Below are 23,734 nucleotides of genomic sequence, written 5' to 3' on the forward strand. Positions count from 1 at the left end.
TTGCTTTGCTTGGCTTGACCCGGTCTAGACCGACGGCGCCCGGCCCGAAAGGGAGAAAGGGCGTCAAGGGCTTGCACCTTGCCCGATGTCGCGTTCTTGTGATGCCATGCCGCTGGTGGGCAGGGGGCTTCGGGCGGCAGGTTGCTAGAACGGGCCTGCCAGGCCCGCATCGAACAAGGGGAGTCGCCCGTTGGCCACGAGACGTTATTCTGCCTTTGCCATCGCGCGCGAGGCTGCGCGATATCACGCAGGCTGGGACCGGGCCTGGCGCGCGCCCGAGCCGAAGAAACATTACGATGTCATCGTCGTGGGGGCGGGTGGCCACGGATTGGCCACGGCCTATTACCTGGGTCGTAACCACGGTATCCGCAACGTGGCGGTGGTTGAAAAGGGCTGGCTGGGGGGCGGCAATACCGGGCGCAATACCACGATCATCCGATCGAATTACCTGCAGGACGCATCGGCTGCGATCTACGAAAAGGCCCGCAGCCTTTATGAAACGCTGAGCCAGGACCTGAACATGAACGTGATGTTCAGCCCGCGCGGCGTGCTGATGCTGGCCCAGACCGAGCACGAGGTCCGCGGTTGGAAACGCACCGCGCATGCCAACGTGCTGCAGGGCATACCGACCGAGTTCGTGGGCCCCCAACGCGTCAAGGAGATCGTGCCGATCATCAATATCTACGGGCCGCGTTATCCGGTGCTGGGGGCGCTTTGGCAGGCGCGTGGCGGCACGGCGCGCCATGATGCGGTGGCCTGGGGTTATGCGCGGGCCTGTTCTGCCATGGGGATGGACATCATCCAGAATTGCGAGGTGACGGCGATCAGGCAGTCGGATGGCGAGGTTACCGGCATAGAGACCACGAAAGGTGCCATCGGCTGCGGCAAGCTTGCCATCGTGGTGGCGGGCCATTCGGGGCGGCTGGCCGACATGGCCGGCTTCCGCCTGCCGGTGGAATCGGTGGCGTTGCAGGCGCTGGTCAGCGAGCCGATCAAGCCCTGCATGGACGTAGTGGTGATGGCCAACACCGTTCACGGTTACATGAGCCAGTCCGACAAGGGCGAGATGGTGATCGGCGGCGGCGCCGACGGGTTCAACAATTTCACCCAGCGCGGCAGTTTCCACCATATCGAGGAAACCGTGCGCGCGCTGTGCGAAACCTTCCCCATCATCACGCGGCTCAAAATGCTGCGGCAATGGGGCGGGATCGTGGACATGACCGGGGATCGCTCGCCGATCATCTCGAAAACGCCTTTGGGGGGCTGTTTCATCAATTGCGGCTGGGGCACCGGGGGCTTCAAGGCGATCCCCGGCTCGGGCTGGGCGATGGCGCAGCTGGTGGCCAAGGGCGAGCCGGGGCCGCTGGCCGTCGAGTTCGGGCTGAATCGGTTCCGCGAGGGACGATTCATCGATGAAAGCGTGGCCGCTGGGGTGGCGCATTGACAGGGGGCAGGGCATTTCTGCGGGGGGGTGGCTTGGGCCGCACTGTCGCAGATGGCGCCGGCGGGCGAATGGTCGCCTTGACCGTCCGCGCGGTTTCAATAAGTTGCGGCAAGCGAAACATTGAGAGGCGCCCATGTCTGACGAACAAGATGTCGTTCTCGTGTCACCGGCCGCGGCAAAGTGGATCGGCCTGGTCGGCGGATTGCTTGTCCCGCTTTTTCTCGCGGTGGTGGCCAGCCAGATCTACATGCCGCGTGGTGAAACAAGCGTGCAGGTCTTCCCGCTTCCCGACGAATAAGGGGGGCCGCATCCGCGCCCCCCGTCTGTTGCAATTCCAGACCGAGGGGGCGCGATGCTTCGCTTGACCTGTCCCTGTTGCGGCGCGGCCGCAGACGAAACCGAACTGGCCCCGGGCGGCGAAGCGCACCTGTTGCGTCAAGGCCCCGGCTCCTCCGATGACGCTTTCGAGGCGTATCTCTTCCAGCGAAAGAACCCTTACGGCGTTCATTTCGAGCGCTGGCGCCATGCCCATGGCTGCGGCAAATGGTTCCATGCGGCGCGCGATACCCGCACGCTGGAGGTCTTTGGTACCTATTCCGCCCAGGTCAGCGCTCCGCCGCAGGACATCCTTGACCGGATCGCCGAAAAACATCCCGGGTTCAGCTCGGAGGGTGGGCAATGAGCTTGCGTCTGGAAACCGGCGGGCGGCTGATCGACCGCAGCACGCCGCAGCGCTTCACCTTCGACGGGGCGGCGTGCGAGGGGTTTGCCGGCGACACGCTGGCCGCAGCCCTGCTGGCCAATGACCGGGTGATGGTTGGCCGGTCCTTCAAGTATCACCGTCCGCGCGGGCTGGTGGCCTCGGGTGTCGAGGAGCCCAACGCGCTGGTCGGCCTGGGCACTGGCGGCCGGTTCGAGCCGAACCAGCGCGCCACGATGACCGAGCTGTTCGACGGGCTCGTGGCCGAAAGCCAGAACCGCTTCCCCTCGCTCGCCTTCGATGTGGGTGCGCTCAACGCCCGGCTGGCCCGGTTCCTGCCCGCGGGCTTTTACTACAAGACGTTCCTGTGGCCGCGCGCCTTCTGGAAACATGTCTATGAACCGGTGATCCGTCAGTCCGCGGGTCTGGGCCAGGCTCCGACCGAGGGCGATCCCGAAAGCTACGAACATTTCTACGCCCATGTGGACCTGCTGGTGGTCGGCGGCGGCATTGCCGGGCTGCAGGCGGCGCTGGCCGCGGCGAAGGCGGGCGCCGAGGTGCTGCTGATCGAGCAGACGGCCCATTGGGGCGGCCGCGCGCCGGTGGACGACGTGACCATCGACGGCAAGCCCGCCGCCGAGTGGGTTGCGCAGACGGTCGCGGCGCTGTCGGCGATGGACAATGTCCGCCTGCGCCTGCGGATGCAAGGGACGGGTGTTTACGATCATGGCTATGTGCTGGCCGATGAACGGCTGACCGATCACGCGCCCGACCGTCCCGGCCCGCGCCACCGGTTGTGGAAGATCCGGGCGAAACAAATCATTGCGGCGACCGGCGCGATCGAGCGGCCGCTGGCCTTTCCGGGCAATGACGTGCCGGGGGTGATGCTGGCCTCGGCCTTGCGCGACTATGTGGTCAACTGGGCGGTGGCGCCGGGGCGGCGCACCGTGGTGGTCACGAATAATGATGATGCCTACCGCACCGCTTTGGCCCTGCTCGATGCGGGGCTTGAGGTGCCTGCGATCCTGGATGCGCGCGATGTGGCCGACGGCCCGCTGCCGCAGGCAGCGCGCGCGCGTGGCATTCCGGTGCGCACGGGCATGGCGGTGGTCAAGGTCAAGGGCACCACGCGGGTCAAGGGCGTGGGGGTCGGCAATGCCGGCGGCATCGGCCTGCCCATCGACAGCATCGCCTGCGATGCGGTGGCGATGTCGGGCGGCTGGTCGCCGGTGGTCCATCTGTGGTCCCATTGCGGCGGCAAGCTGATCTGGGACGCGGCCAACGCGATGTTCCGCCCCGATCCGGGCCGCGCGCCCACGGGGGCGGATGGCGCGCCTTTCGTCCACACCGCGGGCAGCGCCAGCGGTGCGCTTTTCGCCGGGGATTGCCTGGCCGATGCCGCGCGCGCCGGCGTCGCTGCGACCACCGCCCTTGGACATGCCGCAGAGGCGAACCCGGCCCGGGCCGAGGCCGCCGATGAGGCACCGATGCAACCGTTCTGGGTGATGCCCGGCCGGGCCGGGCCTGATTTGCGGATGAAGATGTTCCTCGACTACCAGAACGACGTGAAGGTGTCGGATGTCCAGCTGGCGGCGCGCGAGGGCTATGAAAGCGTCGAACATACCAAGCGCTACACCACGCTTGGCATGGCCACGGATCAGGGGAAACTGTCCAACATCAACGGCCTGGCGATCCTGGCCGACAGCCTGGGGGCAGAGATCCCGCAGGTCGGCACCACCACCTTCCGCCCGCCCTACACGCCGCTGACCTTCGGCGCCATCGCGGGCGAGGCGCGTGGCGATCTGTTCCAGCCGGTGCGCCAGACCCCGATGCATGCCTGGCACGCGGGGCAGGGCGCGGTGTTCGAACCGGTCGGGCAATGGCGCCGGCCCTACTGCTATCCGCGCAAGGGGGAAAGCCGCGCGCAGGCCGTCCAGCGCGAGGTGACGAACACGCGCGAAAATGTCGGCCTGCTGGATGCCTCGACCCTGGGCAAGCTGCTGGTCAAAGGGCCCGATGCGGCCGCGTTCCTCGACCGCGTCTATACCAACATGATGTCCACGCTGAAGCCGGGGCGCTGCCGCTATGGGCTGATGTGCAGCGAGAACGGGTTCCTGATGGATGACGGTGTCGTGGCGCGGCTGTCCGAGGACAGTTTCCTGTGCCACACCACCTCGGGCGGGGCCGAACATGTGCATCAGCACCTTGAGGAATGGCTGCAGACCGAATGGTGGGATCTCAAGGTCCACGTCGTCAACCTGACCGAGCAACATGCACAGGTGGCCGTGGTCGGCCCCAAGGCGCGCCAGCTGCTGGACCGCCTGGGGGGCATGGACCTGTCGAAAGAGGCGCTGTCCTTCATGGGCTGGGCCGAAGGGCAACTGGCCGGGATCCCGGCCCGGGTCTACCGTATCTCCTTCTCGGGCGAACTCAGCTTCGAGGTGGCCGTGCCGGCGGGGCAGGGGCAGGCGTTCTGGGACAAGTGCCTGGAGGCCGGGGCCGATCTGGGTGTCGCGCCCTACGGCACCGAGGCACTGCATGTCATGCGCGCCGAGAAGGGCTTCATCATGATCGGGGATGAAACCGACGGCACGGTTATCCCGCAGGACCTCGGGCTCGACTGGGCGGTGTCCAGGAAGAAAGCCGATTTCATCGGCAAGCGCGCGCAGGAGCGGGTGCACATGACCGATCCTGAGCGCTGGAAACTGGTCGGGCTGGAAACGCTGGACGGCTCGGTTCTGCCGGACGGGGCCTATGCGGTGGATGCCGGGTTGAATGGCAACCGCCAGCGCAACACCCAGGGCCGGGTGACCTCGACCTACCACTCGCCCACCCTGGGGCGCGGGATCGCGATGGGTCTGGTGCGGCGCGGCCCCGACCGGATGGGCGAGGTGCTGGAGTTCATGCGCACCGATGGGCGCACGGTGCGTGCACGCATTGTCAGCCCGGTCTTCTACGACCCCGAGGGGGAGAAGCAGAATGTCTGAGACTGCCCGCAGCCAAGGGCTTGCCCGGATCGAGGCCGTGGCCGGCCGTGGCATGATCACGCTGAAAGGCGACATGGACAGCCGCCGGTTCAAGAACGTGCTGGCAAAGGCGCTGGATCTGCCACTGCCCGACCCGTTGCGCTGCGCCTTCGAGGGCGCGCGCGGTATCGGCTGGATGGCCCCCGACGAGGTGTTGATCTTCGTCCCCGGGGCCGAGGTGCCCGAGGCGCTGGCGGCCCTGCGGGACAAGATCGGCGATGATCATATCACCGCCGTCGACGTGTCGGATGCGCGCGCGCAGTTCCGCCTGACTGGCCCCGGCGCGCGCGAGGTTCTGGCCAAGCTCTCGCCCGTCGATTTCGCGCCCGCCCGCTTCGTCCCGGGCACATTCCGGCGGACGCGGCTGGCACAGGTGCCGGTGGCCGTCTGGCAAAAGGACGCAGACCGCTTCGGGCTGGTCTGTTTCCGGTCGGTCGGCGGCTACGTCGCCGGGCTCTTGGCCAACGCCGCCGCACCCGGCGCGGAGGTCGGCTATTTTACTGCCGGGGGTTGACCTTCCCCCGGCTTGGCCTCCATCTACGGCAAAGTGACGCAGTCAACAAAGAGGGGCCCATTCATGGCTTTCGAACTTCCCGATCTTCCCTATGCCCACGACGCGCTTGCCGATCTGGGCATGTCGAAGGAAACGCTGGAGTATCACCACGACCTGCACCACAAGGCCTATGTCGACAACGGCAACAAGCTGATCGACGGCACCGACTGGGCCGGCAAGAGCCTGGAAGACATCATCAAGGGCACCTACGAGGCCGGCGCGGTCGCGCAGAACGGCATCTTCAACAACGCTTCGCAGCATTGGAACCACTGCCAGTTCTGGGAAATGATGGGGCCGGGCAAGTCGGCCATGCCCTCTGAGCTGGAAGCGCGTCTAAAGGATGCGTTCGGGTCGGTCGATGGGTTCAAGGAACAGTTTTCCGCCGCGGGGGCAGGGCAGTTTGGTTCTGGCTGGTGCTGGCTGGTGGTCGATACCGACGGCACGCTGAAGGTGACCAAGACAGAGAACGGGGTGAACCCGCTCTGCTTTGACCAGACCGCGCTGTTGGGCTGTGACGTGTGGGAACATTCCTACTACATCGATTTCCGTAACAAGCGCCCAGCCTATCTGACCAACTTTCTCGACAACCTGGTGAACTGGGAAAATGTGGCCGAACGGCTGGCCAACGCCTGATCGGGCGCATCTGATATGCGAAACGGCCGCCCATAGGGCGGCCGTTTTCAATTTTCTGGCCCGGTGTCTTCCAATATCCCGGCGCTATTGCAGGATGACGATCACGCGCCTCAGCGGTCTTCCACATCGACATAGTCGCGCCGCGTCTCTCCAGTATAAAGCTGGCGTGGGCGGCCGATTTTCATTGCCGGGTCGGCGATCATCTCTTTCCACTGGGAAATCCAGCCCACTGTGCGCGATACCGCAAAGATCGGTGTGAACATCGAGGTCGGAAAGCCCATCGCGTCAAGGATGATACCCGAATAGAAATCCACGTTCGGGTAAAGCTTTTTCTCGACGAAATACTCATCCTCCAGCGCGATCTTTTCCAACTCCATCGCGACCTTCAGGGTCTCGTTATCTTCGACGCCCAGCAGGTCCAGAACCTCATGCGCGGATTGTTTCATCACTTTCGCGCGCGGATCGAAATTCTTGTAGACGCGGTGGCCAAAGCCCATCAGGCGGAACGGATCGTTCTTGTCCTTGGCGCGGGCGATGAATTCTGGAATGCGATCCACCGTCCCGATTTCCTGGAGCATTTCAAGGCAAGCCTGGTTCGCACCGCCATGCGCCGGCCCCCAGAGACAGGCGATACCGGCCGCGATACAGGCAAACGGGTTGGCGCCCGAGGAAGATGCCAACCGCACCGTCGATGTCGAGGCGTTCTGTTCGTGATCGGCATGCAGGGTAAAGATGCGATCCATCGCGCGGGTCAGGATCGGGTCGACCTCGTATTCCTCGGTCGGAACCGCGAAACACATGCGCAGAAAGTTCGAGGCGTAATCGAGATCGTTGCGCGGATAGACGAAGGGCTGGCCGACCGAATATTTGTAGGCCATTGCCGCGATGGTCGGCACCTTGGCGATCAGTCGGATCGAGGCGACCTCGCGCTGCCATGGATCGTTTACATCGGTCGAGTCGTGGTAAAAGGCCGACATCGCGCCCACCACGCCCACCATGACGGCCATCGGGTGTGCGTCGCGCCGGAACCCGGTAAAGAAACGGTGCATCTGTTCATGCACCATGGTGTGGCGCGTCACCCGGCTTTCGAAATCCTCAAGCTGCGCGGCGGTCGGCAATTCACCGTAAAGCAGCAGAAAACAGACCTCCAGGAAGTGCGACTTCTCGGCAAGCTGGTCGATCGGGTAGCCGCGATGCAGCAACTCGCCCTGATCTCCGTCGATGAAGGTAATGGACGATTCACACGACGACGTAGAGGTAAAACCCGGATCGTGGGTGAATACGCCCATTTTGCCGTAAAGCTTGCGGATATCGATCACGTCGGGGCCCGCGCTGGGGCTGAGCACCGGAAGTTCGACCGTTTTTTCCCCAAGCGTCAGAGTCGCGGTTTTCGTGCTGTCGGCCATTAAGGTCCCTTTCATTTCACGGGAAACCGGGGCCGCGCTCCCTTTCGCGGCACCGGTCATTGGCGTGCGGGGCGCGTGCGTGGCCGGATGCCCGTCCTCAACCCCTTGCGTCAGCCAGCCGGGCAATTGTTTCCTCCCGGCCGATGACAAGCATCATATCAAAGACGCTGGGGGAAACCGTGCGCCCCGCCAGCGCCGCGCGCAAGGGCCCTGCCAGCTTGCCCAGCGTCAGCCCATGGGCCTCTGCCACTGCGCCAACTGTCGCCTCAAGCGCCTCTCGCGACCAGCTAGCATTTTGCAGATGCGGCGTCAATTCCGACAGTATACTACGGGATACACCATCTAGGGCCTTCATGGCCTTCTCGTCCGGCTCGATGGGGCGAGTCGCCAGAACGAAATGTGCTTTTTCAGAGAGTTGCGGGAATGTTTTTATGCCAGTTTTCAGCAGGGGCAGCGCCTTTGCAAGCCCCTCTTTCTGCGTGATCTCAAGCGGCGACTGCCCGGTTGCGGCGAGGAATGCCTCGTACTCACGCAGCAGCGCAGCATCCTGCATGACCGCGAAATGCTGGCCGCAAAGATTTTCCAGTTTCTTGAAATCGAGGCGGGCGGGTGATTTGCCGATCCCCTCAAGGCCGAACCAGCCCTGCGCCTGAGCGTCGGTAAAGAACTCATCATCGCCGTGCGACCACCCCAACCGGGTGAGGTAGTTGCGCATCCCCACCGCTGGATAGCCCATGTCGCGGTATTCCTCGACCCCCAACGCGCCGTGGCGTTTCGACAGTTTCTTGCCGTCGGGGCCGTGGATCAGCGGGATGTGCGCCCAGACCGGGACCTGCCAGCCCATCGCGGCATAGATCTGCATCTGGCGCGCGGCGTTGTTGAGGTGGTCATCGCCCCGTATCACATGGGTCACGCCCATGTCGTGGTCGTCGACTACCACGGCCAGCATATAGGTCGGTGTGCCGTCCGAGCGCAGCAGGACCATGTCGTCAAGCTGGTCATTGCCGATGGTTACCTTGCCCTGGACTTCGTCATTTATGACCGTTGCGCCCTCGCGCGGAGCCTTCAGCCGGATGACATGGGGCGCATCGGGATGCGTGGCCGGATCAACGTCGCGCCAGGGGCTTTGATAGAGGGTGGATCGACCTTCGGTGCGGGCCTCTTCGCGAAATGCGGCAATGTCGTCCTGCGTGGCAAAGCACTTGTAGGCGGTGCCGCTGGCCAACATCGCCTCGGCCACCTCGCGGTGCCGGTCCGCACGGGCGAACTGGCTGACCGGTTCGCCGTCCCAGTCCAGCCCCAGCCATGTCAGCCCGTCCAGGATCGCTTGCGTCGCCTCGGGGGTCGAGCGGGCGCGGTCGGTATCCTCGATCCGCAGCAGGAACTTTCCACTGCGCCCGCGTGCGTAAAGCCAATTGAAAAGGGCTGTGCGCGCGCCTCCGATATGCAGAAAGCCGGTGGGCGAGGGGGCAAAGCGGGTGACGACAGGAGCCTCGGACATGCACCTTAACCTTTTGGAAACCATGTTGGGGATAGTGTTGCCCTCTGTCTAGGAGATCGCTGCACAGAGGACAAGCCGTGGCGCTGCGAGCGGCATTCGAGGCCCAGCGGGGGCACCTGTTTGCCTGGGCCCCGGTGATGCTGGGTCTCGGCATCGGGCTTTACTTCGCGCTGCGGGTCGAACCGCCGGGCTGGGTGCTGGGTCTGGCAGGGCTGGGCGCCGCGGGGCTCGGGGGACTTGCATTGTGGCGGCCGGGTTTGGCGCCGCTCGCGCTGATTCCTGGGCTGATCGCGGCGGGGCTGGTCCTCTCGGCGTTGCGCAGCCACGTCGTCACCGCGCCCGTGCTGCCTTATCGTGTTCATGCTGCGGTGGAGGGACGGGTGGTCGCGCTTGACCGGTCGTTTTCGGATGTGCCGCGCTTGACGCTGGACCAGGTCTGGATCGCGGGGCTGGCCCCCGGCAAAACACCCACTCGCCTGCGCATTGCCTTGCATGGCGATGGTGGTCTGACCGCGCCGATGCCGGGTACCCGCATCGGGATCACCGCCCATCTTTCGCCCCCGGCCGCCCCGTCCGAGCCGGGCGGGTTCGATTTCCGGCGTCACGCCTGGTTTCAGCGGCTGGGCGGTGTCGGATATGCCCGCAGTCCGCCCGTGATGCTCGCTCTGCCCGAGGAAGGCGCGGCGCTGATCGTGAACCGGGTCAGGATGCGTTTGTCGGCGGCGCTGCGTGCGCGTCTGCCCGGTGACGAGGGGGCCTTTGCGGCGGCCATCCTGACCGGGGACCGCTCGGGGATTTCCCGCGGAACACTGCAAGAGTTGCGCGATTCCAACCTCGCGCATCTGCTGGCGATTTCGGGGCTTCATATGGGGCTATTGACCAGTTTGGTCTTTGGTGCGCTGCGTACCGCGGTGGCGTTGGTGCCGGTGCTGGCGCTGCGTTTGCCCGCCAAGAAGATCGCGGCCATCGGAGCCCTCTGTGCCGGGGCATTCTACCTTGCCCTGTCGGGCGGAAACGTGGCTACCGAACGGGCCTTTATCATGGTGGCCGTCGTTCTGGGGGCGGTGTTGGCCGACCGACGTGCGCTGACGCTGCGGGCGGTGGCGGTGGCTGGCTTGATCGTGCTGGTGCTCAGCCCCGAGAGCCTGACCGGCGCGGGTTTCCAGATGTCTTTTGCCGCCACCACGGCGCTGGTGGCCGTGTTCGGTGCGCTGCGTGGTCTGCCCAAGACCGTGCCGCGCCCGCCGCGATGGCTGCGCGCACCTTTGGCGGTGGTGGTGTCCTCTCTCGTGGCTGGCGCCGCGACCGCGCCCTTCGGGGCGGCGCATTTCAACCAGGTCGCGCAATTCGGTCTCTTGGCCAATCTGTTGAGCGTGCCGCTGATGGGGGCGCTCGTGATGCCGGCGGCGATTGTGGCGACCTGCCTTGCGCCCTTTGGCCTGGCGGGGCTGGGTCTTGAGCCGATGCGCTGGGGCATCGCCTGGATTCTCGCGGTGGCCGAACGGGTGGCAGCGTTGGACGGGGCGGTCTGGCCGGTTGTGGCGCCGGGGCCCTTGGTGTTGCCGTTGATGACGCTGGGGGCGCTTTTCACGGTGCTGTGGCGCGGCTGGCCGCGGGTGGCCGGGCTGGTTCCCGTTGCCGCGGCCTTTGCTCTTTGGGCACAGACAGAACGTCCGGCGCTTTTGATCGCCGAAAGCGGCGGGTTGATCGGGTTAATGGGGCCTGAGGGACGGACGCTAAGCAAGCCTTCGGGCGAGGGGTTCATTGCACTGAGCTGGTTGGAAAACGACGGCGACCGGGCCGACCAGGAAACCGCCTTTGGCCGGCCTGGCCTGGCGGGGACGCCCGGCGCGCAGCGTGCAGAGGTGGCGGGCCAGGGCATCACGCTGATTTCCGGCCGGGGCTGGGCGGCGCGGCTTGCCGCTGCTTGTGCCGAGGGTTGGGTCATCGTCCCCCAGAGGGTCGCGGACCCACCCGAGGGATGCGTCATGTTCGATCGTACCGCTTTGGATACTACCGGTGCACTTTCTGTTCATGCCACGCCGCAGGGCCCTCGCCTTACCGCGGCGCGGGTGGTGGCGGGACGCCGCTCCTGGACTCAGTAGCTGCGGATCAGCCCGACAAGGCGGCCTTGAACCTCGACCTGGTCGCGGCGCAACAGCCGCGTCTCATAGGCCGGGTTCGCAGCCTCAAGCGCGACCATATCGCCCTTTCGACGAAACCGCTTCAGCGTCGCTTCGAAGCCTTCGACCAAGGCGACCACGATTTCACCGTTCTCGGCCGATTTCTGTTCGCGGATCACCACGATGTCACCATCGTTGATCCCGGCCTCGATCATCGAGTCGCCCTTGACCTCCAGCGCGTAGTGCCGACCCTTGCCCGACAGCATCGTTCCGGGCACCGCGACATGGGTGGCGACCTCTGAAATCGCTTCGATCGGGGTGCCTGCCGCGATACGGCCCATCACCGGCAGTTCCATCGCGCCGACGGCCTCGACCGGCATGGCGCCGGGCGGCGGGGGCGGAGGTGCGTCGCCCTTGATGACCTTGGGGGAAAAGCCCTTCGCGGCGAATTCCGTTTCGAGTGCGTCAGGCAGTTTCACGATCTCGATTGCGCGCGCACGGTGGGCCAAGCGTCGGATGAAGCCACGTTCCTCAAGTGCCGTGATCAGACGGTGAATGCCCGACTTGGAGCGCAGGTCCAGCGCCACTTTCATCTCGTCAAACGAAGGCGGAACGCCATCGGCCTGGGTCCGCTTGTGAATGAATTCGAGCAGATCAAGTTGCTTGCGCGTCAGCATGGACCCTCCGTCCTCGCAAAGGCGTTCGCCAATGTTCTATACATGTTCCCGATTTGTGTCAACCCGCCCGGTCACGGTGGCCGGTCACAGTGGCAGGTATTCGACCTTGTCGCCGGTCTTGCGTGGGCCGTCATCGGGCGGGCGGATCACGAGGGCGCGGGCCTGTGAAAGGACCGTCAGAAGGGCACTGTCCTGATATTCGAACGGGGCAAGGCGCCCGCCGGAAAGACGCGCGCGCATGTAGTGTTCGCGCGGTCCATTGGCTGGAAGATCAGAGGCCAAAATGCCAGTCACGCGGGGGGCAGGGACGGCGGGCAGGCCTTGCATCGCTCGCAGTGCAGGCAGGACAAAGACCTGCGCACAGACCAGCGCCGATACCGGGTTGCCCGGCAGCCCGATCATCGCGGCCCCCCCCATCCGCCCGGCCATCAGGGGTTTTCCGGGGCGCATGGCAACCTTGTAGAACATCTGTTCCAGCCCCAGTTCGGCGGCAACCTGCCCCACCAGGTCGTGATCGCCCACAGAGGCGCCGCCGATTGTCAGAACCAGGTCTGCGCCCTCGGCCAAAGCGAACACGGTTTTCAGCGATGCCTCCGTGTCCCGCGCAATCGGGAGCAATCGTGCAGTTGCCCCCTCGGCCTCTACCATAGCCTTTAGCGCGAACCCGTTCGAGGCGATGATCTGATCCGGGCCGGGGCTTTCGCCCGGCATCACCAATTCGTCCCCAGTGGCGATGATCGCAACCTCTGGACGACGATGAACGGTTAGGCCGGGAACGTTCATTGCCGCGGCCAGCGCGAGGTCCGCGGGGGATAGGCGACGCGGGGCGACCAGGCGCTCGCCAACGGCGAAATCGGCGCCGCGGCGGCGAATATGGGTCGAGGCATCCAGCGGATCGCCCAGCGTGATCGTATCGCCGTCGCGGGTCACGTTCTCCTGGATCACCACACGCTCGGCCCCAGGCGGCACAGGGGCTCCGGTGAAAATGCGCACGGCCTGTCCTGGCCCGAGCGATCCATCGAACCGTCGTCCGGCGGCAGAGGTGCCAATCACGCGCAGCAAAGCGCCCGGCCGCGCGTCGGCGCCGGTCACCGCATAGCCATCCATCGCGGAGGCCGGAAAGGGCGGTTGGTCGCGGCGGGCGATTACCGGCGTTGCCAGGACGCGGCCTGCGGCCTCGGCAAGCGCCACTTCTTCGCCGGGCAACGGCGCGACCAGATCGAAGATATGCGCCAGCGCCTGCGCGACCGAAATCATTGCGTGACCTCGAAGCGGCCCGACTTGCCGCCCTCTTTCAGGGTCAGGCGGATACCGCCGATCTCCATCCCCTTTTCGGCGGCCTTGAGCATGTCATAGACCGTCAGCGCGGCGGTGGAGACCGCGGTCAGCGCCTCCATCTCCACGCCGGTCTGGCCCGCGGTCTTGACCGTGGCGGTGATGCGAAGGCCGGGCAGGTCTGGATCGGGGGTCAGGTCCACGGCCACCTTGGTGATCGGCAGGGGATGGCAGAGCGGGATCAGCTCGGCCGTCTTCTTGGCCCCCATGATGCCCGCCAGCCGCGCCACGCCCGGCACGTCCCCCTTTTTCGCCCGCTGTTCGGTGACCAGCGCCAGGGTTTCGGGCGTCATCTTCACCCAGCCCTCGGCCACGGCCACGCGTGCCGTGGCGGGCTTGTCCGAGACATCGACCATATGGGCATGGCCCTCGGCGTCGAAATGGGTGAGATCGGCCATCACGCCACCGGGTCGGCCAGCAAGGCACGGGTGGCCGCGGTGACATCCGCCTGCCGCATCAGGCTTTCCCCGATCAGGAAGCGGCGCACGCCGTGACCGGCCATGTCGGCCAGATCGTCCGGCGTATAGAGCCCGGATTCACTGACCACCTGCCGGTCCGTGGGCACGCGGGCGGCCAATGTGCGGGTGGTGTCCAGCGTGGTCTCGAAGGTCTTGAGGTTGCGGTTGTTGATGCCGATCAGCGGCGATTTCAGCGCCAGGGCGCGGTCCAGTTCTTCGGCATCATGCACCTCGATCAGCACGTCCATGCCCCAGCCGAAGGCGGCATCTTCCAGTTCCGCCGCCTGGCTGTCGGAGACCGAGGCCATGATGATCAGGATGCAATCGGCCCCCAGCGCGCGGGCCTCGGCCACCTGGTAGGTGTCGTACATGAAATCCTTGCGCAGGCAGGGCAGGGCGGTCGCCTGATGGGCCTGCACCAGAAAGTCCTTGGCCCCCTGAAAGGACGGCGTGTCGGTCAGCACGGACAGGCAGGCCGCGCCGCCGTCCTGATAGGCGCGGGCCAGCGCGGGCGGGTCGAAATCGGCGCGGATAAGGCCCTTGGAGGGGCTCGCCTTCTTGACCTCGGCGATCAGGCCGTAGCCGGTTGCGGCCTTGGCGGTCAGGGCGTCGGCAAAGCCGCGCAGGGGCGGGGCCGCCTTGGCCTCGGCCTCGACGGCTGCCAGCGGCTTGGCGGATTTGTCGGCGGCGACCTCTTCCAGCTTGTAGGCCTTGATGCGGTCGAGGATGGTGTCGCTCATGCGGCCTCCGAGGTGATCTGCGCCAGCCCTTCGACCTTGGCCCTGGCCGCGCCGCTGTCGATGCTTTCGGCGGCCATGGCCACGCCGTCGCGCAGCGTGGGTGCCTTGCCGGCCACCACCAGCGCGGCCGCCGCGTTCAGCAGCACCGCGTCGCGATAGGCCGAGGCCTCGCCATCCAGCAGCGCGGCGAAGGCGCGGGCATTGTGTTCCGGCGTGCCGCCGAGGATCGCGTCGAACGGGTGTTCCGGCAGGCCGGCCTCTTCGGGGTGTAGTTCGCGCTCGGTTACCTCGCCGCCCTCCAGCATCGCCACATAGGAAATCCCGGCGATGGAGATCTCGTCGGTGCCGTCGCCGCCATGGACAAGCCAGGCGGCCTCGGACCCCAGCGCGCCCAGGGTTTCGGCCATCGGCCGGATCAGGTCGCGGGTGAAGGCCCCCGTCAGTTGCCGTTTAACGCCCGCGGGGTTGGTCAGCGGCCCGAGGATGTTGAAGATCGTCCGCGTGCCCAGTTCTGTGCGTGTCGGCATGACATGGGCCATTGCAGGATGATGCATCGGTGCCATCATGAAGCCGATCCCGACCTCTTTGAGTGCCTTTTCAACAATATCCGGGCCGACCATCACGTTGACGCCCATCTGCCCCAAGGCATCCGCCGCCCCCGATTTGGAGCTGAGATTGCGGTTGCCGTGCTTGGCCACCGGCACACCCGCGCCCGCCACGACAAAGGCCGTGGCCGTCGAGATGTTCAGCGTACCCTTGCCATCGCCTCCGGTGCCAACGATGTCTATCGCGCCCTCGGGCGCGGTGACCTTGCGGCACTTGGCGCGCATTACCGCGGCGCCGGCGGCGAATTCATCCACCGTTTCGCCCCGCGTGCGCAGCGCCATCAACAGGCCGCCGATCTGGCTGGGCGTTGCCTTGCCTTCGAACAGGGCCGTGAACGCGGTCTCGGCCTCGGCTCGCGTCAGCGCGCGCTCGGCGGCGATACCGATCAGCGGTTTCAGGTCGTCGCTCATGCAGGCTCCTTCACGGTGTCGAGGAAGTTCCTGAGCAGGGCATGACCATGCTCTGACGCGATACTTTCGGGGTGGAACTGTACCCCGTGGATCGGCTTGTCCTTGTGGCGCAGGCCCATGATCGTGCCATCCGTCAGCCAGGCATTGACCGCCAGGCAGTCCGGCAAGCTGTCGCGGTCCACGATCAGCGAGTGATAGCGCGTGGCCTGGAACGGGCTCGGCAGGCCGGAAAACACGCCGGTTGCATCATGATCGATCCGGTCTGTCTTGCCATGTACGATCTCGTTTGCGCGCACGACGCGCCCGCCGAATGCCGCGCCGATCGTCTGATGGCCGAGGCAAACGCCCATCAGCGGTATACCCGCCTCTGCGGCCGCGCTTGTCAGGGGCAGGCAGATGCCGGCCTGTGCCGGATCGCAGGGGCCGGGGGAGAGGATGATCGCGGAGGGGGTCAGCGCCATCGCCTGTTGCACGTTCATGGCGTCGTTGCGCACCACGCGCGTTTCGGCCCCCAACTCGCCCAGGTAATGCACGAGGTTGTAGGTGAAGCTGTCGTAGTTGTCGATCAAGAGCAGCATGGGCGCGCCTTACATAAGGGGGTGAACCCCGAGCAGGGTCGGGCTATACATGTTCAGAGCAGGGCGCCCCGGTCAAGGGGGCGACGCCGGGGCCATCTGGCCCCCAAGGATCAAAGCAAGAGGTGCAGGCCATGGGCAAAGGCCTTGTCAGCGGGGTCGTCTGGGGTTCGTTGGTGTCCGGTCTGGTGCTGGTTGTGCTGGCGGTCACCGTGCCGCCACCCCCGCAGGTGATGCCGGGTGCAGTGTTGCAAACGTCCCACGACACGGTAACCGGGCCCTCTGCCGGTTCCGGTGAGCCGTCCCCGCCGGAGGATGACGAGCAAGCGAAACGAGGCGATAGCGTGCCGCCAGCCTCGCCCGCCGCCCCCGAACCCGACCTCGCGATGGGGCCTGTCACGCCCGGCGCGGCCGATATCCCCGCGCCTGCGACCGCCCCCGAAACCGAGATCGACTTGCCTGCCGGCTCGGGCTTCGCCAGCCCCGGCGCGCTGGAGAGGGTAAACCTGCCGGGCGAGGCGCCCGCCCCCCGCGCGGCCCCCGGCGCCGTGGTGACCGCCCCGCCGCCTCCCGAGACCGGCACGCCCGACACGTCCGACACCATGTCCGCCGAGATACCCGCCCCCGTGCTGGAGGGGCCCGCCGCCATGCGCCCGCCTGCCGACGAAAGTGTGTCCCCGTCCGGCGATGCGGGGCAAGAGCCGGAGCGTCCCAGCCCGGAACTGCCCAGCCCGCCACAGCCCGCCACCGCCGCACTCGAGACACCTGCCGCACCGGACCCGAAAGCACCTTTCGACGTGCCGCAACCCGAGATTATTGGCGAGTCGCAGCAGGCGCCGAACCCGCAAGCAGGCACGCAGACCACCCCGTCCCCTCAACCGGCCCCGAGCGTGTCGCCATTGGGACTGCCTGCGACGGGCTTTGACCAGCCGGTGCCGGGTGTGCGCACCGGGCGTTTGCCAACAGTGACCGAGGATGGCACCAAGCCCGAGGATCGCACGGGGGCCGAGCCCGATCCGACCGGCCGCATTTCCGCCGCCAGCCCCGGTCAAGAGGCGTCGCAGGCGAGAGGGGCGTTGGGCCAGTTCGCCGTGCCCTTCGAGGCCCCCGGCGCCGGCCCGCTGATCGCGATCGTCCTGATCGATGCGGGGGCAGAGGGTCTGGACATGGCTGCGTTGCGCGGGCTTAGCTTCCCGGTAAGTTTCGGCGTCGACCCGATCCGGCCCGATGCCGAAAGCCGTGTCGCGGCCCATCTTGACGCGGGACAAGAGGTGGTGACGCTGGTCAGCGGTCTTCCCGACGGGGCGACGGCGCGCGATATCGAGGTGACGATGCCGCGCCTGCTGGAACGCACCCAAGGCAGCGTCGGCATTCTCGACGCGATGACGGGCGGCTATCAGGACAGCCGGGAACTAAGCGCGCAGATGGTGGCGCTGGCCCAGGAAACCGGGCACGGCCTGTTGACTTATGACCGGGGACTGAACGGGGCGGCGCGGATCGCGGGGCAGGCCGGGGTGCCGTCGGCCACGGTCTACCGTGTGCTGGATGCCATGCGGGAAAATCGTTTCGCGATAAAGCGCAAGCTGGACCGCGCGGTGTTCAAGGCGCGCCAGGATGGCCATGTCGTCCTGGTGGCGCACACCTATCCAGAGACCGTGAGCGCCCTTGTTGAATGGGCACTGGAAGGTAACGCGGGGGATGTGCGTCTTGTTCCCGTTTCGGTCATCTTGATGCAACGCTGATAGGCGTGGCAGGTTCAGCCGTTGCCACGCCGCACGAAGCGCGCGGCCTCGGTGGCGGCGGCGCGCAGGGCGTTCGACTTGTTGACGGTTTCCTGCCACTCGGCCTCGGGGTCGCTGTCATAGACCACGCCGCCGCCGGCCTGGATGTAGAGCTTGCCGTCCTTGACCACCGCCGTGCGCAGCGCGATGCACATGTCCATGTCGCCGCCAGCGGCGAAATAGCCGACACCGCCGCCATAGACGCCGCGCTTTTCTGGCTCCAGCTCGTCTATGATCTCCATCGCGCGGACCTTGGGTGCCCCCGACACCGTGCCCGCGGGCAGGCCTGCCAGCAGCGCGGACAGCGCATCGTGTTCGGGTGAAATTTCGCCAACCACGTTCGACACGATGTGCATGACGTGGGAGTAGCGCTCGATCACGAATTCCTCGGTCGGGCGCACGGTGCCGATCCGGGCCACGCGGCCCACGTCGTTGCGTCCAAGGTCGAGCAGCATCAGGTGTTCGGCGCGCTCCTTCTGGTCGGCCAGCAGGTCGGCCTCCAGCGCGCGGTCCTCTTCCGGTGTGGCTCCGCGGGGGCGGGTGCCCGCGATGGGGCGAATCGTCACTTCGCCGTCGCGTAGCCGCACCAGGATCTCGGGGCTGGCGCCCACCACCTGGAAACCGCCGAAATTGAAGAAGAACATGAAGGGCGAGGGGTTGGTGCGCCGCAAGCTGCGGTAAAGTGCGAAAGGCGGCAGCGGAAAATCCTGCGTCCAGCGCTGAGCGGGCACGACCTGGAAGATGTCGCCCGCGCGGATGTATTCCTTGGCCTTTTCAACTGCGGCCATGTAGCCCTGCCTGGTGAAGTTCGACACCGGCTCGCCCACCTCGTGCGCCTCGCCGAAATCGCGGGTCTCGGCAGGCACGGCGCGGTCGAGGTCGCGCAGCGCGTCCATCACACGCTCGGCGGCCTGGGCATAGGCCGCGCGCGCCGACAGCCCCGGTTCGGGGCGTGCGGGCGAGACAACGATCACCTCACCCTTGACCCCGTCCAGCACCGCCACGACCGAAGGGCGCAGCATTAGGGCATCGGGCAGGCCGAGAGGGTCTGGGTTGACGTGGGGCAGGCGTTCGACCAGCCGGATCATGTCATAGCCCAGATAGCCGAACAGGCCCGCCGCGATGGGGGGCAGCTCTTCGGGCATGTCTATGGCCGTTTCGGCCAGAACCTCGCGCAGGGTGTCGAGCGGGCTGCCCCGCATTTCTTCCCAGGAATCGGGGTCGAAACGTGCATGACGGTTCACGCGGCTGGTGTCGCCGCGGCATTCCCAGACAAGATCTGGTTTGAAGCCGACGACCGAGTAGCGCCCACGCACCTCGCCGCCTGTGACCGATTCCAGAATGAAGCTGTCGCTCCGGGCACCCGCCAGTTTCAGCATCAGAGAAACCGGCGTGTCCAGATCCGCCGCCAGCCGGGCATGCACGACCTGCGCGCGCCCCGCATCATAGCCGCGCGCGAAGGTTTCGAAATCGGGGATCAGCTTGGCCATTCTTCCCTCGGATCAGCGGAATTGCGCATGCACGGCGTTGATTGCGGCCTGGTCCAGGCTCAGCCCCGCGGTATTGACCAACGCCTGTGCGAAATAGCCGTAAAGATCTTGTGCGATGCCTTGTGCGGCCTGCTGTGACAGCGTGCCGAGCAGGAATTCTGCCGTCGGATCGTCGGCAGCAGGGGGAAGGATCGCGTCGAGACGGATCAGCCAGGCATTCTCTTGCGCCGTCACCACGACGACCTCTCCGGGCTGTTGCAGGCCGAACAGGGCCTGGGCGAGCTCGGGCGGGGTCAGCCCGCCGCGCGACAGGCCTTGTTCGTAGGTGACTTCGTGCCCCAGGGCCTCTAGCTGTTCGCCTGCCGCCAGCCTTAGCTTTAGCGCCTCGGCCATCTCGTTCAGCCGGGTGCTGGCCTGGGCGGCACGCCAGTCGGCGATAACCTCGTCGCGCACCTCGTCCAGCGGGCGCAATGTCGGCTGAATCTCGGCATCCAGGCGTAGCGCAAACAGCCCGCCATCCTCCAGCTCCAGGATTTCGGGGAAATCGCCCTGGCTGACAGTTTCCGCAGCTTCGCGGAAGGCGGTATAGGCGGCGATCTCGTCCTCGGCCTGCACGCTGTAGTCGATCCGGCCCAATTCCATATCGGTTTCGCGGGCGAGTTCCTCAAGCGTCGCGCCAGCGGCCAGGCGGTCCTCGTAATCGGTGATCGCGTCGAGGATGAGCCGCTCGGCGCGGTCGCGCGCGGTCTCATCGGCAAGGGTCTCGCGGGCCTCTTCGAAACGGGTCTCCCGCGCGGCGAGGATCGCGTTCACACGAAACAGGGCGGGTCCGAGATCGGACATAACAGGCCCGGCAATGCCGGGTTCGTCCAGCGCAAAGACGGCCGCGCCCGCCGCCCCGCCGATATCCGCCTGGGTCACGTCGCCCAGATCGACATCGGCCAGTTTCAAGCCGCGGGCCGCGACTGCATCATCGAAATCGCTCTGTCCGGCCTCGATGGCGGCAAAGGCATCGGCGGCGGCTTGTTCGGTTGGGAAAGCCAGGCGTTCGACCAAGCGGCGCTCGGGTTGGACGAATTCATCGATCCGCTCGGCATAGAGGTCGCGCAGCATTTGCTCGTCCGGTTCGATGCGGTCGAGCATCATTTCGGGGGTAAGCCAGGCATAAGTGATCTGCCGGATACGCGGCGCTGTATAGGCGCCAGGCGTGGCCGCGTATTGCGCTGCGATTTCGTCGGTGCCGGGGGCAGGGATCGGCTGATCAAGGTCGCTGATGTCAAGCGCGATCAACTGCGCGCTGCGCCGTTCCGCGATGAAATGGTAGATGGTTTCGGCATACGCCTCTGGCGCGGCCAGGCCTGCCACGATTGCCGCCTGCAACAGCGAACGGGCCGTGTCTTTGCGGATAGAGTCCTCGAACCCGGTCTCGGTCAGACCGTTCTGTTCCAGGGTAAAGCGGTAGGCATCGCGGTCAAAGGCGCCATCCGGTCCCTGGAAGGCGGGCACCGCCATCACCTCCCGGGCGACGCGTTCATCGCCCACCGACACGCCGAGACGGGCCATTTCATTATCCAGCGCCGCCTCGGCGATGACCTGTGCGCGCACCGCCTCGACAAGTCCGTTCTGCTGTGCTTGCGCGATGCTCATCGGGGTGCCGGTGCTTGCTTGCTGGGCGTTCAATTCGCGTTGCAGGGCACGGGCATAGGTGTCGGTGCTGATCTCGGTCTTGCCCACCGTGCCGATCGTTGTGACCGAGCCGCCGAAATTGGCCACGCCAAAACCGCCCAGTCCGAGGATCAGCAGAACGAGCAGGATCCAGACAAGGGCCTTGGATGTCTGCTTGGCGAGGGATTTGGACATGGGCGCGCCTCTCTTGCGTGGCGATGCGGGATCGCCATACGGTTTAGGTCTTTGCGCAGTCGCCCGCAAGCATCAGGGGCAAAAGGCGCCCAGACGTTCGAACAGGGTGGCCAGTCCGGCGCGATCGGCATTGGCGAAGGCAATGCGAACCTCGTCGCGGCCTTGCATCTCTGCGGGGGGGCGGAACATCGTACCCGGTAACAAAAGCACGCCCGCCTCGTTCACCAGCCGCCGGGCCAGCCTGTCAGAGGGCAGGCCATAGGGGTGGCGTGCATAGGCAAAATAGGCACCCGCGGCCAGCAGGGACCAGCCGGGCAGGGCGGACAGGCCCGCCTCGATGGCTGCGCGGCGGGAAAGGACCTCTTCGCGTTCGCGGGCAAGCCATTTTCCCAGATTGCGCATACCCCAAAGTGCCGCGCGCTGGCCAAGCTGGTTGGGGCAGATCGCAACCGTATCTAGGAATTTCTCGACCTCTGCCAGCCGGCCACGCCCGGCGATCAATGCGCCGACCCTGTGACCGGTCAGGCGATAGGCCTTGGAAAAGGAATAGAGATGGATCAGCGTGTCGTCCCAGTGGGGATCGGCAAACAGTTCATGCGGCGCACCAAGGCGAGAATCGAAATCGCGATAGGTCTCGTCCACGACCAGCGCAATGCCGTGACGGCGGCACAGTGTCCTGAAATCGCCCAGCAACTGAGCAGGATATTCCACCCCCGCGGGATTGTTGGGCGTGACCAGCACGATGGCACGGGTGCGCCCGGTAATCAGGCTGGCCGCGCGCTGCACCTCGGGGACAAGGCTGTCGCCGGTGACCAGCGGCACGGTGCGGATGCCCTGCATGGACAGCCACATCGCGTGGTTGAAATACCATGGCGTGGGCACGATCACCTCGTCGCCTTCGCCCGCCAGGGTGGCCATTGCCGCGCAAAAGGCCTGGTTGCATCCTTGTGTGATCGCGACCTGGTCGGCGGCGATGTCGCCTCCATAGGCCGTCGACCATTGCGAGGCGATCTCGGCGCGCAACTCCGGCAGGCCCAGGACGGGCCCGTAAAGATGGGCTGAGCTGTCGTTGATTGCAGCCTCTGCGATCGCCCGGCGCAGGCCCTCGGGCGGGGCCTCCATCGGGGCGGCCTGGCTGACATTGATCAGGGGGCGGTCGGGCTCAAAGCGGACCCCTTCCAGCCAACGGCGCGCCTCCATCACCGGGGACGGGATGGTGGCACCCATGCGGGGATTCAGGGGATCGGTCATGGAGTATGCTCAGTCGGTGCCGCGATAAGGTTCTACGTATTGCAGCGCCATGTCCCAGGGAAAGAAGATCCAGGTATCCTGGCTGACCTCGGTCACGTATGTATCCACCATTGGCTTGCCCTTGGGCTTTGCATAGACGGTTGCGACATGCGCCTTCGGCAGCGCGGCGCGAACCACCTCCAGCGTGCGGCCGGTATCGACCAGGTCATCCACGATCAGAACGCCGGTGCCATCGCCCATTGCCTGCATGTCCGGATATTTTATGACGCGCGGTTCGCCCTGGTTCTGGCGGTTGTAGGATTTGACGCTGATCGTGTCGACGGTGCGGATATCCAGTTCACGCGCGACGATCATCGCCGGTGCCATGCCTCCGCGGGTGATCGCCACCACCGCGCGCCATCCCCCATCGGCGGGTCCATGCCCGTCCAGGCGCCAGGCCAGTGCGCGCGCATCGCGATGCAACTGGTCCCAGCTTACGTGAAATCCTTTCTCGTGGGGCAGGCGGTCGGTCATTCCCATGGTCCTCAACTTAATGCGATCTTGATCCCGAAGGCGGCAATCAGCGCGCCGAACCCCCGGTCGAGCGTGGTCTTGATCTGTGCATAGGCCACCCGCGCGCGGGCCAGCGAGAACAGGCGCGCGACGACCAGGTACCACAGCGTTTCGTTGCAGAAGATTACCGCGATCAGCGCGGCGCGGGCGGCCAGCGGGGCCTCGGCGGGAACCAGCCCGACGAAGACCGCGCCGAAGAACACCGCCGTCTTGGGGTTGCTGGCGAAGGTGAGAAAGCCGAAGCGGACCGCCGCGGCCAGGCTGCGTGGGTGCAGGCTGCCGGCTTCGGGCAGGGGCGCGCGCGCATGGCGCCACATCATCGTTGCGATGAACAGAAGGAAGGCCGCGCCCAGGATTTTCATCGCTACGAAAAGCGCTGGCACCAGTTCAAACAGCAGCGCCAGTCCCGCCATGGCCGCCCCTGCCCACAATGCCGCGCCCAGCCCGAAGCCCACCGCCAGCGCGGCGGCGGTGCGGAACCCCTCGGTCGCGGCGGTCCGCGCGCTGACCACGAACGAGGGGCCCGGACTCATCGCCGCAAGCAGGTGGATCGCGCAGACGGACAGAAAGGCGGCGGCTGTCATGGGCGTTCCGCTTGGTGTGCGATCAGGGG

General features: G+C 66.0%; 21 protein-coding genes. 8 read left to right on the forward strand and 13 right to left on the reverse strand.

The features are described from left to right. Nucleotides 1–190 precede the first annotated feature (190 nt). From EV663_RS05915 to EV663_RS05935, 6 genes are all read left to right on the forward strand, one after another. Nucleotides 191–1,444, forward strand: coding sequence for a sarcosine oxidase subunit beta family protein (locus tag EV663_RS05915; RefSeq protein WP_132950862.1), 1,254 nt, complete (start codon nucleotides 191–193; stop codon nucleotides 1,442–1,444). A gap of 133 nt (nucleotides 1,445–1,577) precedes the next feature. Continuing rightward, entirely contained in the window at nucleotides 1,578–1,742 is a 165-nt protein-coding gene (locus EV663_RS15580; RefSeq protein WP_165910139.1) for a hypothetical protein, read from the forward strand. Between the two features lie 54 nt (nucleotides 1,743–1,796). Next, nucleotides 1,797–2,126, forward strand: coding sequence for a sarcosine oxidase subunit delta (locus tag EV663_RS05920; RefSeq protein ID WP_132950863.1), 330 nt, complete (start codon nucleotides 1,797–1,799; stop codon nucleotides 2,124–2,126). Continuing rightward, nucleotides 2,123–5,131: a sarcosine oxidase subunit alpha family protein gene (locus EV663_RS05925; protein WP_132950864.1), complete on the forward strand. Its 3,009-nt coding sequence runs from the start codon at nucleotides 2,123–2,125 to the stop codon at nucleotides 5,129–5,131. Before EV663_RS05920 ends, EV663_RS05925 begins: the two co-directional genes overlap by 4 nt. Beyond that, nucleotides 5,124–5,684, forward strand: a complete 561-nt coding sequence (locus EV663_RS05930; RefSeq protein WP_132950865.1) for a sarcosine oxidase subunit gamma — start codon at nucleotides 5,124–5,126, stop codon at nucleotides 5,682–5,684. The genes EV663_RS05925 and EV663_RS05930 overlap by 8 nt, the downstream gene beginning before the upstream one ends. Before the next feature lie 63 nt (nucleotides 5,685–5,747). After that, nucleotides 5,748–6,356, forward strand: a complete 609-nt coding sequence (locus EV663_RS05935; RefSeq protein ID WP_132950866.1) for a superoxide dismutase — start codon at nucleotides 5,748–5,750, stop codon at nucleotides 6,354–6,356. A 110-nt stretch (nucleotides 6,357–6,466) separates the two neighbouring features. On the opposite strand, the gene gltA is transcribed toward EV663_RS05935, so the two are convergent. After that, the gene (gene gltA / locus EV663_RS05940) at nucleotides 6,467–7,762 is read right to left on the reverse strand and encodes a citrate synthase (protein ID WP_132950867.1); all 1,296 of its coding nucleotides are present in this window, start codon (nucleotides 7,760–7,762) and stop codon (nucleotides 6,467–6,469) included. A gap of 97 nt (nucleotides 7,763–7,859) precedes the next feature. After that, complete coding sequence (gltX, locus tag EV663_RS05945) at nucleotides 7,860–9,263, reverse strand: glutamate--tRNA ligase (protein WP_132950868.1); 1,404 nt, start codon at nucleotides 9,261–9,263, stop codon at nucleotides 7,860–7,862. 77 nt (nucleotides 9,264–9,340) lie between these two features. Between gltX and EV663_RS05950 the strand changes: the two genes are divergently transcribed. Beyond that, complete coding sequence (locus EV663_RS05950; protein ID WP_243697883.1) at nucleotides 9,341–11,368, forward strand: ComEC/Rec2 family competence protein; 2,028 nt, start codon at nucleotides 9,341–9,343, stop codon at nucleotides 11,366–11,368. On the opposite strand, the gene lexA is transcribed toward EV663_RS05950, so the two are convergent. The 6 genes from lexA to EV663_RS05980 form a co-directional block, all read right to left on the reverse strand. After that, nucleotides 11,362–12,063, reverse strand: a complete 702-nt coding sequence (gene lexA / locus EV663_RS05955; RefSeq protein WP_132950869.1) for a transcriptional repressor LexA — start codon at nucleotides 12,061–12,063, stop codon at nucleotides 11,362–11,364. The two genes, EV663_RS05950 and lexA, sit on opposite strands and share 7 nt — an antisense overlap. A gap of 84 nt (nucleotides 12,064–12,147) precedes the next feature. After that, nucleotides 12,148–13,320 carry a molybdopterin molybdotransferase MoeA gene (locus EV663_RS05960; RefSeq protein WP_132950870.1) on the reverse strand — a complete coding sequence of 391 codons (1,173 nt, stop codon included), beginning with the start codon at nucleotides 13,318–13,320 and terminating at the stop codon, nucleotides 12,148–12,150. Beyond that, complete coding sequence (gene moaC / locus EV663_RS05965) at nucleotides 13,317–13,796, reverse strand: cyclic pyranopterin monophosphate synthase MoaC (protein WP_132950871.1); 480 nt, start codon at nucleotides 13,794–13,796, stop codon at nucleotides 13,317–13,319. Before moaC ends, EV663_RS05960 begins: the two co-directional genes overlap by 4 nt. Further along, nucleotides 13,796–14,596: an indole-3-glycerol phosphate synthase TrpC gene (gene trpC / locus EV663_RS05970; protein WP_132950872.1), complete on the reverse strand. Its 801-nt coding sequence runs from the start codon at nucleotides 14,594–14,596 to the stop codon at nucleotides 13,796–13,798. Before trpC ends, moaC begins: the two co-directional genes overlap by 1 nt. Next, nucleotides 14,593–15,612, reverse strand: a complete 1,020-nt coding sequence (gene trpD / locus EV663_RS05975; RefSeq protein WP_132950873.1) for an anthranilate phosphoribosyltransferase — start codon at nucleotides 15,610–15,612, stop codon at nucleotides 14,593–14,595. Before trpD ends, trpC begins: the two co-directional genes overlap by 4 nt. Further along, the gene (locus EV663_RS05980; protein WP_132950874.1) at nucleotides 15,609–16,190 is read right to left on the reverse strand and encodes an anthranilate synthase component II; all 582 of its coding nucleotides are present in this window, start codon (nucleotides 16,188–16,190) and stop codon (nucleotides 15,609–15,611) included. Before EV663_RS05980 ends, trpD begins: the two co-directional genes overlap by 4 nt. A gap of 131 nt (nucleotides 16,191–16,321) precedes the next feature. On the opposite strand from EV663_RS05980, the gene EV663_RS05985 reads away from it, so the two are divergent. Then, entirely contained in the window at nucleotides 16,322–17,929 is a 1,608-nt protein-coding gene (locus EV663_RS05985; RefSeq protein ID WP_132950875.1) for a divergent polysaccharide deacetylase family protein, read from the forward strand. 14 nt (nucleotides 17,930–17,943) lie between these two features. Here the strand turns inward: EV663_RS05985 and trpE are convergent, their stop codons facing one another. The 5 genes from trpE to EV663_RS06010 all read right to left on the reverse strand — a co-directional run bounded on the left by trpE (nucleotide 17,944) and on the right by EV663_RS06010 (nucleotide 23,705). Then, nucleotides 17,944–19,458: an anthranilate synthase component I gene (gene trpE / locus EV663_RS05990; RefSeq protein ID WP_132950876.1), complete on the reverse strand. Its 1,515-nt coding sequence runs from the start codon at nucleotides 19,456–19,458 to the stop codon at nucleotides 17,944–17,946. Between the two features lie 12 nt (nucleotides 19,459–19,470). Further along, a complete protein-coding gene (locus EV663_RS05995; protein WP_132950877.1) occupies nucleotides 19,471–21,318 on the reverse strand; it encodes a peptidylprolyl isomerase in 1,848 nt (615 codons plus the stop codon). Between the two features lie 72 nt (nucleotides 21,319–21,390). Beyond that, nucleotides 21,391–22,569, reverse strand: a complete 1,179-nt coding sequence (locus EV663_RS06000; RefSeq protein WP_132950878.1) for an aminotransferase — start codon at nucleotides 22,567–22,569, stop codon at nucleotides 21,391–21,393. Nucleotides 22,570–22,578: 9 nt separating this feature from the next. Then, entirely contained in the window at nucleotides 22,579–23,082 is a 504-nt protein-coding gene (gene gpt / locus EV663_RS06005; RefSeq protein ID WP_132950879.1) for a xanthine phosphoribosyltransferase, read from the reverse strand. An 11-nt stretch (nucleotides 23,083–23,093) separates the two neighbouring features. Further along, nucleotides 23,094–23,705 carry a LysE family translocator gene (locus EV663_RS06010; protein WP_132950880.1) on the reverse strand — a complete coding sequence of 204 codons (612 nt, stop codon included), beginning with the start codon at nucleotides 23,703–23,705 and terminating at the stop codon, nucleotides 23,094–23,096. Between the last annotated feature and the right edge of the window lie 29 nt (nucleotides 23,706–23,734).

The sequence above is a fragment of the Rhodovulum bhavnagarense genome (genome assembly GCF_004343505.1).
Lineage (GTDB): Bacteria > Pseudomonadota > Alphaproteobacteria > Rhodobacterales > Rhodobacteraceae > Rhodovulum > Rhodovulum bhavnagarense.

What these genes read in the sequence shown, in the direction of transcription:
- moaC (WP_132950871.1), bottom strand. Translation starts at nt 13,796, where the DNA reads ATGGCCGATCTCACCCATTTCGACGCCGAGGGCCATGCCCATATGGTC.
- EV663_RS05985 (WP_132950875.1), top strand. Translation starts at nt 16,322, where the DNA reads ATGGGCAAAGGCCTTGTCAGCGGGGTCGTCTGGGGTTCGTTGGTGTCC.
- EV663_RS05980 (WP_132950874.1), bottom strand. Translation starts at nt 16,190, where the DNA reads ATGCTGCTCTTGATCGACAACTACGACAGCTTCACCTACAACCTCGTG.
- EV663_RS05920 (WP_132950863.1), top strand. Translation starts at nt 1,797, where the DNA reads ATGCTTCGCTTGACCTGTCCCTGTTGCGGCGCGGCCGCAGACGAAACC.
- EV663_RS05960 (WP_132950870.1), bottom strand. Translation starts at nt 13,320, where the DNA reads ATGATTTCGGTCGCGCAGGCGCTGGCGCATATCTTCGATCTGGTCGCG.
- EV663_RS06010 (WP_132950880.1), bottom strand. Translation starts at nt 23,705, where the DNA reads ATGACAGCCGCCGCCTTTCTGTCCGTCTGCGCGATCCACCTGCTTGCG.
- EV663_RS05925 (WP_132950864.1), top strand. Translation starts at nt 2,123, where the DNA reads ATGAGCTTGCGTCTGGAAACCGGCGGGCGGCTGATCGACCGCAGCACG.
- lexA (WP_132950869.1), bottom strand. Translation starts at nt 12,063, where the DNA reads ATGCTGACGCGCAAGCAACTTGATCTGCTCGAATTCATTCACAAGCGG.
- EV663_RS05995 (WP_132950877.1), bottom strand. Translation starts at nt 21,318, where the DNA reads ATGTCCAAATCCCTCGCCAAGCAGACATCCAAGGCCCTTGTCTGGATC.
- gpt (WP_132950879.1), bottom strand. Translation starts at nt 23,082, where the DNA reads ATGACCGACCGCCTGCCCCACGAGAAAGGATTTCACGTAAGCTGGGAC.
- EV663_RS15580 (WP_165910139.1), top strand. Translation starts at nt 1,578, where the DNA reads ATGTCTGACGAACAAGATGTCGTTCTCGTGTCACCGGCCGCGGCAAAG.
- gltA (WP_132950867.1), bottom strand. Translation starts at nt 7,762, where the DNA reads ATGGCCGACAGCACGAAAACCGCGACTCTGACGCTTGGGGAAAAAACG.
- trpE (WP_132950876.1), bottom strand. Translation starts at nt 19,458, where the DNA reads ATGGCCAAGCTGATCCCCGATTTCGAAACCTTCGCGCGCGGCTATGAT.
- EV663_RS05930 (WP_132950865.1), top strand. Translation starts at nt 5,124, where the DNA reads ATGTCTGAGACTGCCCGCAGCCAAGGGCTTGCCCGGATCGAGGCCGTG.
- trpD (WP_132950873.1), bottom strand. Translation starts at nt 15,612, where the DNA reads ATGAGCGACGACCTGAAACCGCTGATCGGTATCGCCGCCGAGCGCGCG.
- EV663_RS05935 (WP_132950866.1), top strand. Translation starts at nt 5,748, where the DNA reads ATGGCTTTCGAACTTCCCGATCTTCCCTATGCCCACGACGCGCTTGCC.
- EV663_RS06000 (WP_132950878.1), bottom strand. Translation starts at nt 22,569, where the DNA reads ATGACCGATCCCCTGAATCCCCGCATGGGTGCCACCATCCCGTCCCCG.
- gltX (WP_132950868.1), bottom strand. Translation starts at nt 9,263, where the DNA reads ATGTCCGAGGCTCCTGTCGTCACCCGCTTTGCCCCCTCGCCCACCGGC.
- trpC (WP_132950872.1), bottom strand. Translation starts at nt 14,596, where the DNA reads ATGAGCGACACCATCCTCGACCGCATCAAGGCCTACAAGCTGGAAGAG.